Source organism: Cereibacter sphaeroides 2.4.1, from assembly GCF_000012905.2.
GTDB classification, from domain to species: domain Bacteria; phylum Pseudomonadota; class Alphaproteobacteria; order Rhodobacterales; family Rhodobacteraceae; genus Cereibacter_A; species Cereibacter_A sphaeroides.
This window is the reverse complement of the sequence record NC_007493.2, coordinates 641,052-656,846: the sequence shown is the minus strand read 5'-3', so window position 1 is coordinate 656,846 and position 15,795 is coordinate 641,052. Positions and strand designations below refer to the sequence as shown.

Genomic DNA, 15,795 nt, shown 5'->3' with positions numbered 1-15,795 from the left:
GCCTTCTCCATGAGGAGGCTTCCCATGTCGGCAGTCATCGGCGCACTCCGGGTCAACCTCGGCCTCGACAGCGCAGAGTTCCAGAAGGGCCTGAAGAGGGCGCAGTCCTCGCTCGGGGCGGCGGCGAAGGCCTTCGGCGCGCTCTCGGCCATCGGCGCCACGGTCGGCGCCGCCATGACGGGCATCGTCGTGCCGACCGCCCGCGCGGCGAACGAGATCTCGCGGCTGGCGCAGGTCGCGAACACCACGCCCGGGACGCTGCAGCGCTGGTCCGCCACCTCGAAGAGCGTGGGCATCGAGCAGGAGAAGCTCGCCGACATCCTGAAGGATGTGAACGACAAGGTGGGCGACTTCCTCTCGACCGGCGGCGGCGAGATGAAGGACTTCTTCGAGAAGATCGCCCCGAAGGTCGGGGTCACGGCGAAGGAGTTCCGCAATCTGTCGGGGCCGCAGGCGCTGCAGCTCTATGTCTCGAGCCTCGAGAAGGCCGGCGTCTCGCAGGCCGAGATGACCTTCTACATGGAGGCCATCGCCAATGACGCGACCCTGCTGCTCCCCCTTCTGCGAAGCAACGGCGCCGAGATGGAGCGGCTCGGGGACCAGGCGGCCGACCTCGGCGCGATCCTCGGCGACGATGCGGTGGCGGCCCTCCGCGACGCCCACCTCGCGCTCGGGCAGATGGCCACGGCGGTCTCGGCCGCCCGCGACCGGATCGCGGCCGAGCTCGCCCCCGCCGTCCAGGCCATGGCCGTGGCCTTCACGACCTCGATGCGCGAGGGCGGGCTGCTGCGCGGCGTGATCGACGGGATCGGTTCGGTCGCGGGCGCGGTGGCGGACAACATCGACCGGCTCGCGGTCTACACGGCGACGGCGGCCGCGGCGCTCGCCGTCTCCATGACCCCGGCCCTGATCGTCGCCACCCGCGCGGCGTGGGCCTTCGTGGCCGGATTGGTCGCGACGCGGGCGGCCCTGATCCGCACCGGCCTCGGCATCGCCGTGGTCGCGGTGGGCGAGCTGGCTTATCAAGTGACGCGCACGGTCAAGGCGGTGGGCGGTCTCGGCAATGCCATGGAGATCATGGGCCGGGTCGCGAGGGGCGTCTGGGAGGGGATGAAGACCAGCGCCACCGCTCTCGGCCCGGCGCTGAACGCGGTCTGGAAGACGGTCGAGGCGGGCTTTCTGACCATGATCGCCGCCGTCGCCCGCAAATGGACCGACTTCCTGCGCGACCTGTCGCAGGGCATGGCGGCCGTCCCCGGCATGGGCGAGGCGGCGCTCGAGGTGGGCAACATGGCGATCCTGGCCGGGTCCGGGGTCCATGCCCTGACCTCGGCCGCCCGGGGCGCGCGCGACGAGGCGCAGGCGCTGAAGGAGGAGGCCCGGGCGCTGGCCTCCGAGGGCTTCGACGCCGCCGCTGCCGCCGCGGCCGAGCTGCGCTCCGCGGTGACGGGCACCGGGGAGGCCGCCGACGGGGCGGCGGCGCCCGTCTCCGACCTCGGCGACAACGTGTCGGATCTGGGCGCCGCCGCGGGCGGGGCGAAGCAGAAGCTCTCCGATCTGGTCACGGCCGCGAAGGCGTGGAAGGAGCGGCTGAAGACGCCGGTTCAGAAGTACCGCGAGGAGATCGCGAAGCTCGGCGAGCTCTCGAAGAAGGGCCTGCTCTCGGCCGACGAGCATCGGCGCGCCATCGGAGAGCTGAACCGGGAGCTCGGCGAGGGCATTCCGATCATCGGCGATGTGGCCACGGCCTGGGGCGAGTTCGTCACCGGCGGGTTCAAGGACTTCAAGGGCTTCGTGAGCAACGTCCTCGGGAGCTTCAAGAGCATGCTGGCCGAGATGATCGCCACGGCGGCGCGTAACCGGATCGTCATCGGGATGGGGCTCGGCGGCGGTGGCGTCGCCGGCACCGCGGCCGCGGCGGGCGTGCCGGGCATGGGCGGCGGCGGCCTCGGGATGCTGGGGAGCCTCTTCGGTGGTGGCGGCGGTGGCGGGGTCCTTGGCATCGGCAATGCCTTCAGCGCCTTCGGCAGCGGGGCTCTGGGCTCGCTCGGGAACTTCTTCTCCGGCGGCCTCTCCGGGGGCTTTGCCTATATCGGCCAGTCGCTCAGCATGGCGACGAGCGGTCTTGTCGGCTTCGCGCAGGCGGCGGGCGCCATTCTGGGCCCCATCGCCGCCGTGGCGGCGGCCGTCTCCTTCTTCGGCTCGAAGACGAAGCTCCTCGATGCAGGGCTGCGCGTCACCGTGCGCGAGCTGAATGCCATGGTCGAAACCTACAAGAAGGTGGAGAAGTCCCGGTTCGGCGGGCTCTCGAAGTCGCGGCGCACCAGCTATGGCCTCGCAGACGGGGCGGTGGCGAGCCCCATCGTCAAGGCCGTGAGCCAGATGCAGGCCTCGGTCATGGATGTTGCGGACACGCTCGGCATCGGCGCCGAGGCCTTCAAGGGCTTTGCGGCGTCTGTGAAGTTCTCGACCAAGGGGCTCTCCGACGAGGAGATCGGCGCGAAGCTGCAGGAGAAGCTGACCGAGCTCGGCGACAGCTTCGCCGCGCGCGCCTTCGGCTATGTCGGAAAGAACGACCAGGCGATCAAGGATCTCGAGAAGCGGATCGCCGAGGGGACGTCCGATGCGGTGGTGAGCGGGCTCAAGGGGTCCATCGGCGACCGGCTTCTCTCCGCCTTCTTCGGCCGGAAGCGGCAGGGCGATCTGGCAGACCTGATCGCGGGCAACAGCCTCGTCTCGACCCGCCCCGAGCTCGCCGCTCTGGTGAAGGAGGGCGAGAGCTTCGTCGAGGCCCTGCAGCGGCTGAGCGCGGCGATGACCGGGGTCAACGGCGTCATGGACACGCTGGGCATGAGCTTCCGGGCGGTGGACATGGTGACCGCCGGCATGGCCTCGGATCTGGCCGCGCTCTTCGGCGGGCTTGAAGGAATGGTCTCCGCCACCTCCTCCTATTACCAGGCCTTCTATAGCGAGGCCGAGCGGATGGAGACCGCGACGCGGCAGGCGACCGAGGCGCTGGCCAAGCTGGGCGTGGCGCTGCCCGCGACCCGCGCCGAATATCGCCGGCTGGTCGAGGCGCAGGATCTCACCACCGAGCGGGGGCGCGAGCTTTACGCGGCCCTCGTGGGCATGGCGGGCGTCATGGATCAGATCCTGCCGAGCGTGGCGAGCCTCTCGGCCGAGCTGGCGGGCCTCGTGGGCACGATCAGCACGGATCTCGACGGGATGATCTCCGGCGCGGCCGAGGCGCAGCGGGGGGCGGCCGCGGCGGCGAAGGGCTGGTATCAGGTCACCGTGGCGCTGCGCGACTATATCGGCGATCTGCGCAGCGCGGCCTCCGAGCTGATCTCGCCCGCGGTGGCCGCGGCCCAGTCGCAGGCGCGCTATCAGACGATGCTGGCAAGCGCGATGGCGGGCGATCAGGAGGCGGCCAAAGCCGTCTCCGGCGCGGCCTCGGCCTATATCGAGGCGGTGCGCGGGCAGGCCCGGTCGGCGGTGGATGTGGCCCGCGCGCAGGCGCAGGTGCTCTCCGACCTGCAGCTCCTGCAGGGCGTGACCGGGCTTGAGGGGGCGAAGGAGGATGTGCTGGCCAGCCTCTATCGGGAGCAGGTCGATCTCCTGACCGAGGTGCGCGATTACCTCGCCGGCGGCGAGGCGTTGAAGCCCGAGCAGATCGCGGCGCTGAACGCGCAGCTGGGCTCGCTCGAGGGCGCCATCGCGGCGGCGAAGGAGATCTCCTACGCCGCCCTCCGCGAGCGGATCGACGTGACCGTGGGGCTGATGGCGACGGCGGACATCCCGGCCGACCTGCGCCGCATCCTGAAGAATGCCACGAGCGGCGTCGAGGTCTCGCTCGACATGGTGCTGCGGCGGATGGATCTCACGCCGGATCTGGTCTGGATCGCGGCGAAAGCCTCCTCCGACCACCTCGCGCGCATCAGCTATCTAGCGAAGACCGACGCGCTGCCCGACGATCTGCGCGCGCTCGCCGCCGTTCGCGTGGCGCAGTCGGTGCGCCGGCTCGCGCTGGTGATGGACAAGCCCGCCTCCGATCTCGGCATGGCGGAGCTCCTCAAGGCCCTCGGCGCCCAGGGCGGCCGGATCACCCTCGGCGGCAGCTTCGCCTTCGACCCCTCGACCGGCTTCTCGAGCTGGTTCGAGACCACGACGAGGGGGGCGATCACGGCGCCGATGACGGCGCTGCGCACGGCACTCGACGATCTGAGGGACGCGATCCTCGCGGAAGGGCGCGCGGCCGGGCAGCGCGAGCGCGGAGCGGCGCTGTCGGCCTTCGCCGGGGGCCTCGCGACGAACGCGGCCGGCGACATCCTTGCCACCGACAAGCAGATCCTGGCGATGGCCGCCAAGGCCGGGATCTCGACCGACGGCAAGACCATCGGGCAGGTCATGCGGGCCATCGAGGGCTTCTCCCCGCTCGACGGGATCGAGACGATCCGCCGGCTGCCGGGGAGCCTGAAGGACTACCTCTGGGGCCTCTTCCAGCAGCGGCAGGGCCGGATCCCGCTCGATACAGCCGATTATCTGCGGCTCTACCCGGACGTGGCCGCGGACGAGTACGGCTACGACCCGACCATCCACTACCGCAACCACGGCCGTGAGGCGATCCTCGCGGGGCTGCGGCCGTTCAAGCCGGAGGTGTTCGACTGGTCGGCCATCGGCCTCGACGTCCCGGGCTTCGCCGCGGGCGGCCTGCATGCGGGCGGCCTGCGCCTCGTGGGCGAGCTCGGGCCCGAGCTCGAGGCCACCGGCCCGAGCCGGATCCACAGTGCGGGGCGGACCGCGGACATTCTCGGCGGCGCCGCCATGGGCGCCTCCGAGGTGGCCGGCGCCGTGCGCGATCTGCAGGCCGAGCTCGTGGCTCTGCGGGCCGAGAATGCCCAGATCGCGCGCGAGCTCGCCGAGATGAAGGTCTGGGCCCGCAAGGGGGCCGAGGCCTCCACCGCCACGGCGAAGGACCTGCGCCGGATCGGAACGGTGGGCGTCCGGATCGACCCGACGGAGGCCGTCTGATGCGGATCATCCTGCCGACGCCGGTCACGCCGGCGGCGCTCCTCGCGAGCAACATCCCCGAGGACGACCATCCTGCCTGGGGCCCGGGCGTGACCTACGCCCGCGGCGCCCGCGTCGTGGCCCATCACGGCGTCTGGGAGAGCGTGGCCGACGGCAACACGGGCCACGATCCGGCGGGCGATACGCTCGGCAGCTGGTGGCTCCGGATCGGGGCCACCAACCGCTGGCGCGCCTTCGACGAGCGGATCGGCGGCCAGACGGTCGGCGGCCCCACCATCGCCTATTCCATCCGGCTGCCGCGCACGCTGAACCGCATCGCCTTCTTCAACCTCGATGCGGCCTCCGTCCGGGTGAAGGTCACCACGCCCGCAGGCGTGACGATCCACGACCGGACGGAGGGTCTCGTGGCGCGCGACCCGGTGGGCACCTTCTGGGAATATGTCTTCACCGAGTTCGCCTTCACCCCGAACGTGATCGTGGCCGCGCCGCTGCCGGCAGGCGCCACGCTCGACATCACGGTCACGGGGGGCGCCGTCACCCGCGTGGGCGAGATCGTCATGGGCCGCGACACGCCGGTCGGCACCACGGTCGCCGGCACCGGCCTCGGCCTCGTCGACTATTCCGTGAAGCAGCGCGACGAATGGGGCGGGCTCTATATCGTGCCGCGCCCCGTCACCCGCACCGTCTCGCTGGCCTTCCAGGTCCCGCTCGAGGGCGCCGCGCGCGTCCAGTCGATCATGGAGCGGGTCTCGAGCCGGCTCGCCGTCTTCTACGCGGGCGAAGGGGTCGACCTCTGGGGCACCACCGTCGCCGGCATCCTCCGCGATTACGACCTGACCCTCGGCCATGCCATCTGCGACGGCCGCGCCGAGGTCGAGAGCCTCGCCTGACGCAAGGGACATCCCATGGACTTCTTCTCTCCCCCGCCGACGCCGCCGAACAGCGGCAACCCCGGCACCTTCAACGACGATGCCGACGCCTTCCTCGGCTGGTTCCCGGCCTTCGTGGCCGAGCTGAACGCGCTGCTGCCCTATCTCACCGGCGCGGGCTTCTCCGACGGCACCGCGGCCGCGCCGGGCCTCGTCTGGAAGGGCGATCCCGACACCGGGCTCTTCCGGCCGGGCAGCAACGCGCTGGGGATCGCGGCCGGCGGCGTCCTCCGGCTCACGGTCTCCGCCCTCGCGCTGACCTCGACCGTGCCGCTCCGGGCGCCGCTCGGGACGGCGGCCGCGCCGGGGATCGCGTTCGAGGCCGATCCGAACACCGGGATCCGCAGCGACGGGGCGGACGTGCTGCACTTCGTCACCGGCGGCGCCACGCGCGGCTTCTTCTCCACCACCCACTTCCAGTCCACCCTCCCGGCCGTGGTGCCCGTCGGGGCGGCGGCCGCCCCCGGCCTCACCTTCGCGGGCGACCTCGACACCGGGATCTTCCGGGCGGCGGCGGACCTGCTCGGGATCGCGGCCGGGGGAGAGGAACGGTTCCGCGTCGGCTCCGGCCGCGCGGCGGCGCTGGTTCCCTTCAGCGTTCCGGACGGGACGCCGACCTTCCCCGGCCTCACCTTCAACGGGGAGGTGGGCTCGAACACCGGCTTCTTCCTCGCGGCCGAGAACGAGATCGGCGTCACCTGCCAGGGGACGGAACGGGCGCGGTTCACGCCGTCCGGCATGGAGCTGCAGGGGCTTCTCTCCGGCACCGCCGTGACCCAGAGCGATCTCGACACCACGCCCGGCCGCCTCCTGAAGGTCGGGGACTACGGCCTCGGCGGCACCGCGCGCCCGATCCCGGGCAACGATGCGGACCAGATCGGGACGACGGGCTTCTATCAGGTCACGGGCGCCACGCTGAACCGTCCCGCCGGCATGGGCGTCGGCACCCTGCAGCACATCCAGCACGGGGCGGCGCGCGCCATCCAGATCGCCTATCCGCAGACGGCCACCGATACCGGGCGCTGGTGCCGGCAGAAGGATACGACCTGGGGCGACTGGTTCCTGACCTACGACCAGCGCAACATCGTGGGCGCTGTCAGCTGGTCCTCCGGCTTCCCCCGCGGCGGCATCATCGAAAAGGGCGAGACGGCCGGCGCCGAATATGTGCGCTTTGCGGATGGGACACAGCTTTGCCGCCTGGTCCAGACCGGGGTTCCGGGTCCGACCATCGCGCAGGGCTCGCTCTATCGCACCGAATGGCAGACGGTGACGCTTCCGGTCGAGTTCGTGAGCGCGGCCCTGAACGGCCATTGCGTGACCGGCGGCTGCCGGGGCGGTTCGGTGATCTCGCTCCTCTGCCGGCCGGGGGCCTCGAACGTCGCCGCTTACATGCTGCTGGCTCCGACGTCCTACGGAGGCACGCAGGTCGTCGATCTTCTCGTCACCGGCCGCTGGAGGTAATCCGCCATGATGCGCATTCGCATGGTCCCGCTTCGGCGGATGTATGAGCTGACCGTCTTCCGGGCCGAGGGGGACACCCTGACCTGCAATGACATGGTCTACGACTTCAGCGGCGTCGGGGAGGGCGACGTGCTGCCCTGGGACGCCATGGACAACACCTGGGTCACGAGCAACGTCACCCGGATCGACGGTGTCCTCGAGTTCGAGGTGGTCTTCCCCCACGGCTATTACGGGGACAATCCGCTGCCGAACCCCGGCACTGTCGAGGTCGAGGATCAGGATATCCCGATCCCGCCCTACCTCCCGCCGTCCGCGGAAGGCTGATCCATGACCAGGAAGAAAGCAGCAATGATGACGACCGCGACCATCGATTACAGCAGGCTCGTGAAGGCCGCGGACATCAGGGCGCAGGCCGAGGCTCGCGCGCGGGGGCCGGCCCAGGTCTCTGTCCTGCAGGCCATGATCGTGATCGGCGAGGAGAAGTGGGCCGAGGCCATGGCCATCGCGGAGGACGCCTCCTACCCCTGGGCGATGCGGGCCGCGCTGCGCGGCGCGACGATGCTCGTCCGCGGATCGGAGACGACGGACACGCTGGCCTTCCTCCTCGGCCTCTCGCCGGAGGAGACGGATCGGCTGTTCGTCGAAGCCGCAGAGGTGAGGCTCTGAGCCTGATCGATCAGTCGGGCTTCCCCGAGCCACCGGCAGACTGAGGCGCCCCCGCCTTCCCGATCATCATGACAAGACCCGGCCGCCTCCGGCCGGGCCGACAGACGCGCGGAGCGCACACAACAGGAGCGGCGCGATGCCGGAAAAGGGACTGATCGACACCATCACGGCGCTCTGGGGCGGGGCCATCGCCACGCTGATCGCCGCCGCCATGGGGCGGCTCATGTATCACACCGGCGAGGTGCGCGCCCGCCGCCGCGCCTTCTTCGGCCGCGAGCTCCTCTGGGAGATCCCCGCCCTCGTCGCCATGGCCTTCATCGGCGAGGCCCTGAGCTCGTACCTCGACCTCGACGGCCGGGCGGCGATGGGCCTCGTCGCGATGCTGGCCTATCTCGGGCCGCGCGGCACCACGGCGATGCTGGAGCGGCTCTGGCGGGGAAGGAGCGCGGGGTAGAACGGGAGCAGCGCCACCGGCGGCCATCTGCACCCACACGCATAGTGGAGGAGGCGAGCGAGGCTGCCGCTCACTGGCGGAGGGACAGGATCCCGCCACCCACGATCATGATCATGCCGATGGACGCGATCAGATCGGGAGTTTCGTTAAAGAACACGATGCCCCAGAGGACGGCAAAGCCGACATATGCGAAGTCGAAGGCGCCGATCATGGCTGGCGGGCCATTCTGGTACGCGATGGCCGCCCCGATGCTGCCGATCAGGATGGAGGCCGCCAGAAGCCCCATCGACACCCATTCGCTCCACCCCATGGCCGTCCATTCCGACAGCAGGAAACCCTGCCTCATGTCTGCCGGCAGCTGCCAGATCAGGCAGGCGGCAATGCCGCCGGCGATGATGAAGCCGAGGTTCAGCGCCAGCGACAGGATGACCGGATGCTCGGACTGGCAACGCGTCCGCGTCAAGATCATGGCCCCGGCGTAGAGCATCGCCGCCAGCAACGGCAGGAGCGCATAGAGATTGAAGTCTCCCGCGCTCGGGCGAAGGATGAACAGGACGCCGACGAACCCCAGCACAACGGCGGCCCAGCCCTTCGCCGTGATGCTGTCGCCAACGAACACCGCGGAGAACAGGGTGATGAAGATGGGCAGCGTGTAGTAGGCCGCCGCTGCGGCCGACAGGGACAGGTTCGGCAGCGCCAAGTAGTAGCAGATCCACATCGCGATCAGCATGAGGCTCCGCACCGCGATCCATATCCCTGCCTGCGGCACGCGCAGGCAGCCGAGCGACAGGGCCACACCCATCAGGATCGGGAGCAGGATCAGCGACCGAACCACGAAGATCTGCCAGATGACGAAGCTGCCGCTGGTCATCTTGACCAGCGCATCCCCGAGCGACAGCGCAAGAACCGTCAGAATGATCGACGTGACGGCAAGGGGGATGCGGTCCTCGGAGGAGCTTCTTGCAGATGCCGACATGAAACCTCCCTGCCACGAGAGGGAACTTTAGGGGAACACAACGCGGGGCACAACCTCACCCTGAAGCTCGCGCCGGGAGCGCACCTCGGCCGCCCTGATGCCCATTCCCGATCATGGATCATCCGATCCGGCGCGCCCTTCCTCGGGGCGCCCGTAACGCCCCTCTGGCAGGGGCCGGGCTGCGCAAACAGCCCGAACCACGCGGCCAATGTGTCACCAGCGACCGCGCCAGCCTGTCCGTCGCCTTTCAGACTGCCTGCCACCCCTCGCGAGGGCAGGCGCCTTGTGAGGCCGAATCACCTTATGAAACAAGTACCTCCCGCCGCCCCGGTTGCTCCGTGGCTCGGCGGCAAGAAACGTCTCCACCCGCTCATCCTCGAGCGGATCGAGGCCATCCCCCACCGCGCCTATGTCGAGCCCTTCGTCGGCATGGGCGGGATCTTCCTCCGCCGCCGCTTCCGGCCGCGCCTCGAGGTCATGAACGACCGCAACGGCGAGATCATCAACCTCTTCCGGATCCTGCAGCGGCATTACCCGCAGCTCCTCGAGATCATGCGCTTCCAGATCTGCAGCCGGCGCGAGTTCGACCGGCTGCGCGTGACTGACCCGGCCACGCTCACCGACCTCGAGCGCGCCGCGCGGTTCCTCTACCTCCAGCGGCTCAGCTTCGGCGGCAAGCTCGACGGGGTCTTCGGCGTCTCGGCCGGGCACGGGCCCCGCTTCTCGTTGGCGCGTCTCGAGCCGGTCCTCGATGCCGCCCACGAGCGGCTCGACGGCGTGGTCTTCGAGAGCCTCGACTGGGCCGACCTGATCCCGCGTTACGACACGGCCGAGACGCTGTTCTATCTCGACCCACCCTACTTCGGCGGCGAGAACGACTACGGCCGCGGGATCTTCGACCGGGCGCAGTTCGCGCGGATCGCCGAGATCCTCGGCAGCCTGAAGGGCGCCTTCCTCCTGTCGATCAATGACACGTCGGAGATCCGGGCGCTCTTCGGCCGGTTCCACCTCGAGCCGGTGCGGCTGAATTACTCGGTCTCTGCGGCGGGCGGCACCGAGGCGCAGGAGCTCCTCGTCTCGAACCGCGAGCGGATCGCGACCCTCCTCTGAAAAATCCCACCAGTCCGACCCACCACGCCCCGCCTTTGTGCGGGGCTTTTGCATATGGAGAAAGACGTGACGACATCCGACATCCAGCGGCTGCTCGCGGCCGCGGGGCTCTACCGCGGCGCCATCGACGGCGATGCGGGGCCGCTGACCCAGGCGGCCGCGCTGGCCGCGCTGGAGCGAGAGGCGGTGCCCTGGCGCACCTGGCCCTCCCGCCGGCAGCGGATCGCGGCCGGCCAGGCGGTGCTGGCGCGGCTCGGCCATGCGCCGGGCCGGATCGACGGGCTCCTCGGGCCGAACACCCGCGAGGCGCTGACCGCGTGGGCCTCCGGGCCGGTGCGGGCCGCCGTCGACCGGGTGCCGCTGCCGGGCCATGCCGTGGCCGATGCCCAGGGCGCCTATCCGCGGCAGGAGTCTGTCGCGACCTTCTATGGCGTCGCCGGCGGCCCCGACTGCACCGCCGGGATCGTCGAGCTGCCGATCCCGTTCCGGCTCGCCTGGGATCTCAACACGAGCATCACGAGCTTCCGCTGCCACAAGCTGGTGGCGGCCCCCATGACGCGGATCTTCCGCGAGGCGGTGGCGCACTACGGCGCCGACCAGTTCGAGAGCCTGCGGCTGAACTTCTTCGGGGGCTGCTTCAACCACCGGCCCATGCGCGGCGGCTCGGCCCTCTCGATGCACGCTTGGGGCATCGCCGTCGACCTCGACCCCGAGCGCAACCCGCTCCGCTGGGGCCGCGACCGCGCGAGCTTCGCCGCGCCCGCCTACGAGCCCTTCTGGACCATCGTCGAAACCGCCGGCGCCACGAGCCTCGGCCGCGCCTGCAACCGCGACTGGATGCACTTCCAGTTCGCCCGCCTGTGAAGGAGAGACCCCATGTCCACGATCTTCATCCTCGCGCCCCCGGCGCTCCTCGTGCTCATGCTCGCTCTCTGTGCGTCCGCCTTCATCCAGCTGGTAGGCTTGCCGCTGCTGGCCGCTCTGGCGCGCATCGCGATCTCGGTCCCCATCGTCGCCATGCTCGCCCTACCGGCCGCCGCATCGACCGGCAGCGACCTCCTGACCGCCCTGGCGCCGAGCCTCCTTGATCTCGCGGGCGTGGCACTGACCGCGTTGATCGGCTTCGCAACCGTTCGGTTCCAGCACTGGACCGGGATCCAGATCGAAGCTCGCCATCGCGAGGCCTTGCATTCGGCTGTCATGACGGCCGCACGCCTTGCGGTGGCCCGGAAGCTTGCCCCCGATGCGGCGTCCGAGTTTGTCTCAAGCTATGTTCAGAAATCGGTGCCGGATGCGCTGAAGGAGCTCGGCCCGCCGACGGACACGCTAGATGCGCTGGTCCGGTCCAGGCTGGCCCAAGCCGCCGAACTCTGAACACCTAGTCTGCATGGCGCGCGGCAACCGGCCGCGCTCCTATGACCGCTATGCGCAGGAAGCGGCCCCCCGCTGCTGCTTGGCCGAGCGCAGCAAGATTGCGCGCCCGGCCCTGAGCTACCATTCGATACTCCTCCGTCTGTGTCCTTAAACTTCACCGAAGCAGTCGTTCATGCTCATTGGAGTACAGTTCCGCACGCAGCTGAGTTGTAACGCCTGTTTTGGCAGCCAAAGTGGCGGACAAGAGCGGTTGTTGATGGAAATTGCCACCGATGATAACCAGAATTGGACGGTGGCAAATGAAGGTCGGGTGACGCGCCATCTTTGCAATGGCGGACAAGTCCGGGCCGCTCGGTGCAGGGCTGGCTCCGGGGTGAGAATGCCATTCACCCAAATAGTAGCGCCCCTCACGCCAAGCCCGTTGCAATATCTCGGCGAGCCCTACTTGGCCACGCACGAACCAAGTCCGACCTGCACGCGAGTCTGGCGGCTCGTCACTCGCGGCTTCTATTCTGGCGATCGTCAGATCCTCTGAATAATGACCAATGAGTATACCTCCGGTCTCGCGTTGAGATCGTTTGGCAGCGAACTCGGCCATTTTCGCGAATGCTCTGGCAGTTAAAGTAACCGTCGCCCCAGAATCGGATGTGAAATGCCGGTCAGACCTATCCATGCTCAAGTCCGATGGTCCGATCGTCGTTGAAGAAATAGATGCCGCACCCCTCTGGGCCGCCCTCGATCTGGTCCAGCACATATCTTGCCCCCATTCCGGCCCAGATTCGGATGTCTGCTGCATCAGCTGGGAAGACCGGATGCCAGCAGCCGATCCCCTCAAACCGCTCATCGATTCCCTCGGGCCTGAACTTTCTTGCAAGCGCCTCGAGACGTTCCGTTGCATCAACTGCCGGAAATGATGCGCCCCGAGATGACCAGAACATGAGACCCCGCGCGCCCCAGTTTACAGAGAGGGAGATGAACAGTTTTTCGGACTTCCAGGGTATCATCGAAAGGCTGCGCAACAGCTTGTTCTCGCCGGTGCAATCGAGGATGACATCATAGTCATCGGCATTCTCAGGCCCGTCCGGTCCGACAGTTGGGAAGGCCCGATCATCGCCTCGGGCTCTTCCGTCAGGTTGAAGGCGATTGAGTTGCGCGGCTAGGGCTGCGGCCTTGTTCACAGCGATCATGGTGAGATCGAGAGCGTGTCGGCAGAGGTTTCCCGCCGCGAGTTCATCTCGGTCACGCACATCAATGTCACGCACACCCGTACGCATGAGCGTCTCGGCAACTTGGCTGCCAAGCGCACCAGCACCGATCAGCAGCATCTTCGGCTGCGAGCCCGGCGCGCTACGCAGGCGCGTCCTTATCTGATCAGGTGCCCAGTTTTCACATGTAGCCCAAGAAAGGGCTTTGGCTGACCGTGCGAGGTCACGATCAAACCGTTGTCGGTTCGCCTCGGAGGAGCGGAAACCATTCCTTGCGCTGTTTTTTCGGGTCAAGCGGACGTCACATATTGCGAGCCAGTGAATGCGCGAAGGGGCATCTCCAAAGAACCGTGGAATAGGAAAGCCGAACATGATTACGGCCGGTCGGCTAATGTTCCTTTTCCTCATGCTTTGGCCCAACACCGCTAAAGATTTGGCTAGGTCAATCGTTTCTCCTGCAAGTCTCTCGCTGAGCTCCCGATATGTCCGGGGCAACTGCCAAGCACCGATGATGGGGATCTCTTCGAGCAAGAACCATATCGCTGGTATCTGTCCCGGCGACTGATTCTTTATCAGGAGACCCCAATCTGGCATATGGAGGAGATCATCCTCAGTTGTCCGCCAACTTTGCGCTGCAAGGACTTTACTAGAGGAAGATACACTGACCAAGTGCACAATACCTGCTCTAGCGGCGCCTTGGGTCCATCTGACGAGATCCCCCTCTGTCTCATGGAACCCGATGGTCATCGGATTGGTATGTCCGCTAAGGGGCGGGAGTTCGAAGTGATCACCGGGATTATGGAGACGACCCGCGGCGGCTAGCTCGCACCAGCGAGAAAAGCGTTCGACCTTCCAGATCAGCCGGTCCGCAAGGGCGATGGGTTCCGGTCGGGATCCGTGGCGATCACCGAACGCGGCCGTCGGATCTGTCAGGCAGGGCTCACCGTTCAACCACGGTTCTTTGCCATCGCGAGAATAGACTGCGGCCTGGTGGGGAAAGGTCAAGTTCGGACCTGCCACCTTGTCGGGCAAGATGAAGATATCTGCCGGGTAGGACCCAGAGGACACGACAAGGTGCCATCTGCTTTCGGCAGGAAAGCTCTGGCCGGGCGAAATTGTGACACGAGCAACAAGCGGAAGAGAGAAAAACCCCCTTCGCCACTCTTTCCAACCTTCCAGCGCAGTCACGGGACCAACGCCAATACGCAGCAAGGAGGTAACCGGATGCAGAACATCCGGGATCTCCTCATCGTTTGGCGACTTCAAGCGAAGCGGTCGCTGGTCGGGGGCACAGCGGCAACGGTCGGCTTGACAAAGTGGCTGCCAGTTCGATCTCCGCCGTTGGGGCCGGGTAGTGGAAATTTAGACCCGAAGATTTGTTGCCAAAGCTTGCCGGATTCGACAGGATCAGTCGAGTTGAATGCTTGGCGCGCTAGGGCTGCAAACTTAGATACTACCTCGACAAACCCCACGAAGTCTTCGGCGCTCAGGCGGGCAAGTACATTGTGCTCGGCCACGCCGTGGTCACAAAGCACAGGGACCTGATGGTTCCTTGCTACAAGAAGCCACTTGTCGCGGAAGCTCTCGAATACTTGGACGATGCCCTGAGCGGTGGACAGGTCCGCCCCGTCCTCGAGGAGATGCCCAACCATGTGCTCGAGAGGGTAGCCCTTGGGGTACTTGGGCAGCTTTTCCGCAATCTCCAGACGCCACCATTTGATGGCCCGAACAATGTGGAGATAAGTCTTGTTCGTCCTTCGGTTTTTCTCGGCCGTCCACGAAATCTGAAGAAGGGGATGTGTGCGCCCCCATTTTTTGGTGTCTCGGTCTGGGAGCCACAAGGGTTCCGACTTCCACTCTTCGGTAACCTCGTCCTTGAGGCTTTCATTGACAGCCGAGCCGAGCTCACGGTTCAGCCCGTCAAGATCACTGAAGGATCGGCTGTCTTGCCAGCGCGTGTTGAGGCGCCAGCTGGTGTCCTCCTCCAGTGTCGAGAGGGAGGTTGCCGCATCGGACTTGTAGATACTGGTGAGAGCGTCCTTGTCTGCAAAACGTGCAACCTGACGCTCATCGAGCAGTTGCACGGTTCTGGGCAGTGCGGTGATCACCAAGTCCATATCGACATATGAAAGCTCAATTCCAAAGGATCGGCCCTGCGGACGCCACTTACCGCCGTAGTGCTTGTCCAGAAACGGCTTGAACAGATCCATGGCCTGCTGAGGTGTGGTCTGGGTGTAGTCGATATTCGTCACCACCACAATGTCCACATCCGGTCGCTTGTTGCCGCTGGGACGGATTGCGGTCGATCTGCGAATGCTGCCTTGAAGGAAGGTTTCTTCCAAGATGTCTTTCAGGTCGGGATCCTGAGCCAACCTCGTTCTCAGAGTTTTCGCCCCAGCCTTCCAGTCCTCTTGCTGAGTTTCGGTGGGGCGGATCTCACGAAGAAAATCCCTAAACTGCGACTCGAGCTTCACGAGGAGCTCCTCCGGCCAAAATGGTAACAATAGGATACGTCAGATCCGTCCCTCAAGCACCTTATCCAGCGTGCACGGGGGCGAATCGCCTAAGCATAGGGCGTCGCCTGACGAC

At 67.2% G+C, this 15,795-nt stretch carries 13 protein-coding genes and 1 pseudogene; 9 read left to right on the top strand and 5 right to left on the bottom strand.

The window, feature by feature from the left end; genetic code table 11:
• The first annotated feature begins 24 nt into the window (after window positions 1-24).
• The 6 genes from RSP_RS03270 to RSP_RS03245 all read left to right on the top strand — a co-directional run bounded on the left by RSP_RS03270 (window position 25) and on the right by RSP_RS03245 (window position 8,541).
• Window positions 25-5,031 carry a hypothetical protein gene (locus RSP_RS03270; protein WP_017140106.1) on the top strand — a complete coding sequence of 1,669 codons (5,007 nt, stop codon included), beginning with the start codon at window positions 25-27 and terminating at the stop codon, window positions 5,029-5,031.
• Complete coding sequence (locus RSP_RS03265) at window positions 5,031-5,921, top strand: hypothetical protein (protein WP_011337197.1); 891 nt, start codon at window positions 5,031-5,033, stop codon at window positions 5,919-5,921. Before RSP_RS03270 ends, RSP_RS03265 begins: the two co-directional genes overlap by 1 nt.
• A gap of 15 nt (window positions 5,922-5,936) precedes the next feature.
• Window positions 5,937-7,421 (top strand): pyocin knob domain-containing protein, encoded by a 1,485-nt coding sequence (locus tag RSP_RS03260; protein WP_011337196.1) that lies wholly within the window; start codon window positions 5,937-5,939, stop codon window positions 7,419-7,421.
• Between the two features lie 6 nt (window positions 7,422-7,427).
• Window positions 7,428-7,745, top strand: a complete 318-nt coding sequence (locus RSP_RS03255; RefSeq protein WP_011337195.1) for a hypothetical protein — start codon at window positions 7,428-7,430, stop codon at window positions 7,743-7,745.
• Window positions 7,746-7,748: 3 nt separating this feature from the next.
• Window positions 7,749-8,087 (top strand): hypothetical protein, encoded by a 339-nt coding sequence (locus tag RSP_RS03250; RefSeq protein ID WP_017140105.1) that lies wholly within the window; start codon window positions 7,749-7,751, stop codon window positions 8,085-8,087.
• A gap of 136 nt (window positions 8,088-8,223) precedes the next feature.
• Window positions 8,224-8,541: a phage holin family protein gene (locus tag RSP_RS03245; RefSeq protein WP_011336898.1), complete on the top strand. Its 318-nt coding sequence runs from the start codon at window positions 8,224-8,226 to the stop codon at window positions 8,539-8,541.
• A 70-nt stretch (window positions 8,542-8,611) separates the two neighbouring features.
• On the opposite strand, the gene RSP_RS03240 is transcribed toward RSP_RS03245, so the two are convergent.
• Window positions 8,612-9,517: a DMT family transporter gene (locus RSP_RS03240; protein ID WP_011337193.1), complete on the bottom strand. Its 906-nt coding sequence runs from the start codon at window positions 9,515-9,517 to the stop codon at window positions 8,612-8,614.
• Window positions 9,518-9,820: 303 nt separating this feature from the next.
• On the opposite strand from RSP_RS03240, the gene RSP_RS03235 reads away from it, so the two are divergent.
• The 3 genes from RSP_RS03235 to RSP_RS03225 are packed head-to-tail and all read left to right on the top strand — an operon-like array spanning window position 9,821 to window position 12,001.
• Window positions 9,821-10,627: a DNA adenine methylase gene (locus tag RSP_RS03235; RefSeq protein WP_011337192.1), complete on the top strand. Its 807-nt coding sequence runs from the start codon at window positions 9,821-9,823 to the stop codon at window positions 10,625-10,627.
• A 54-nt stretch (window positions 10,628-10,681) separates the two neighbouring features.
• On the top strand, window positions 10,682-11,491 hold the full coding sequence (locus tag RSP_RS03230; protein WP_011337191.1) for a M15 family metallopeptidase: 810 nt from the start codon (window positions 10,682-10,684) through the stop codon (window positions 11,489-11,491).
• 12 nt (window positions 11,492-11,503) lie between these two features.
• Window positions 11,504-12,001 (top strand): hypothetical protein, encoded by a 498-nt coding sequence (locus RSP_RS03225; RefSeq protein WP_011337190.1) that lies wholly within the window; start codon window positions 11,504-11,506, stop codon window positions 11,999-12,001.
• A gap of 154 nt (window positions 12,002-12,155) precedes the next feature.
• On the opposite strand, the gene RSP_RS03220 is transcribed toward RSP_RS03225, so the two are convergent.
• From RSP_RS03220 to RSP_RS03210, 4 genes and pseudogenes are all read right to left on the bottom strand, one after another.
• Window positions 12,156-12,674, bottom strand: a complete 519-nt coding sequence (locus tag RSP_RS03220) for a Mov34/MPN/PAD-1 family protein (RefSeq protein ID WP_011337189.1) — start codon at window positions 12,672-12,674, stop codon at window positions 12,156-12,158.
• A complete protein-coding gene (locus RSP_RS22635; protein ID WP_235896930.1) occupies window positions 12,667-13,326 on the bottom strand; it encodes a ThiF family adenylyltransferase in 660 nt (219 codons plus the stop codon). The genes RSP_RS03220 and RSP_RS22635 overlap by 8 nt, the downstream gene beginning before the upstream one ends.
• Window positions 13,327-13,938: 612 nt before the next feature.
• Window positions 13,939-14,472, bottom strand: a pseudogene (locus RSP_RS22755) (hypothetical protein); the annotation flags it as partial.
• A complete protein-coding gene (locus RSP_RS03210) occupies window positions 14,469-15,680 on the bottom strand; it encodes an SMODS domain-containing nucleotidyltransferase (protein WP_011337187.1) in 1,212 nt (403 codons plus the stop codon). The pseudogene RSP_RS22755 and the gene RSP_RS03210, both read right to left, overlap by 4 nt.
• Window positions 15,681-15,795: the final 115 nt, after the last annotated feature.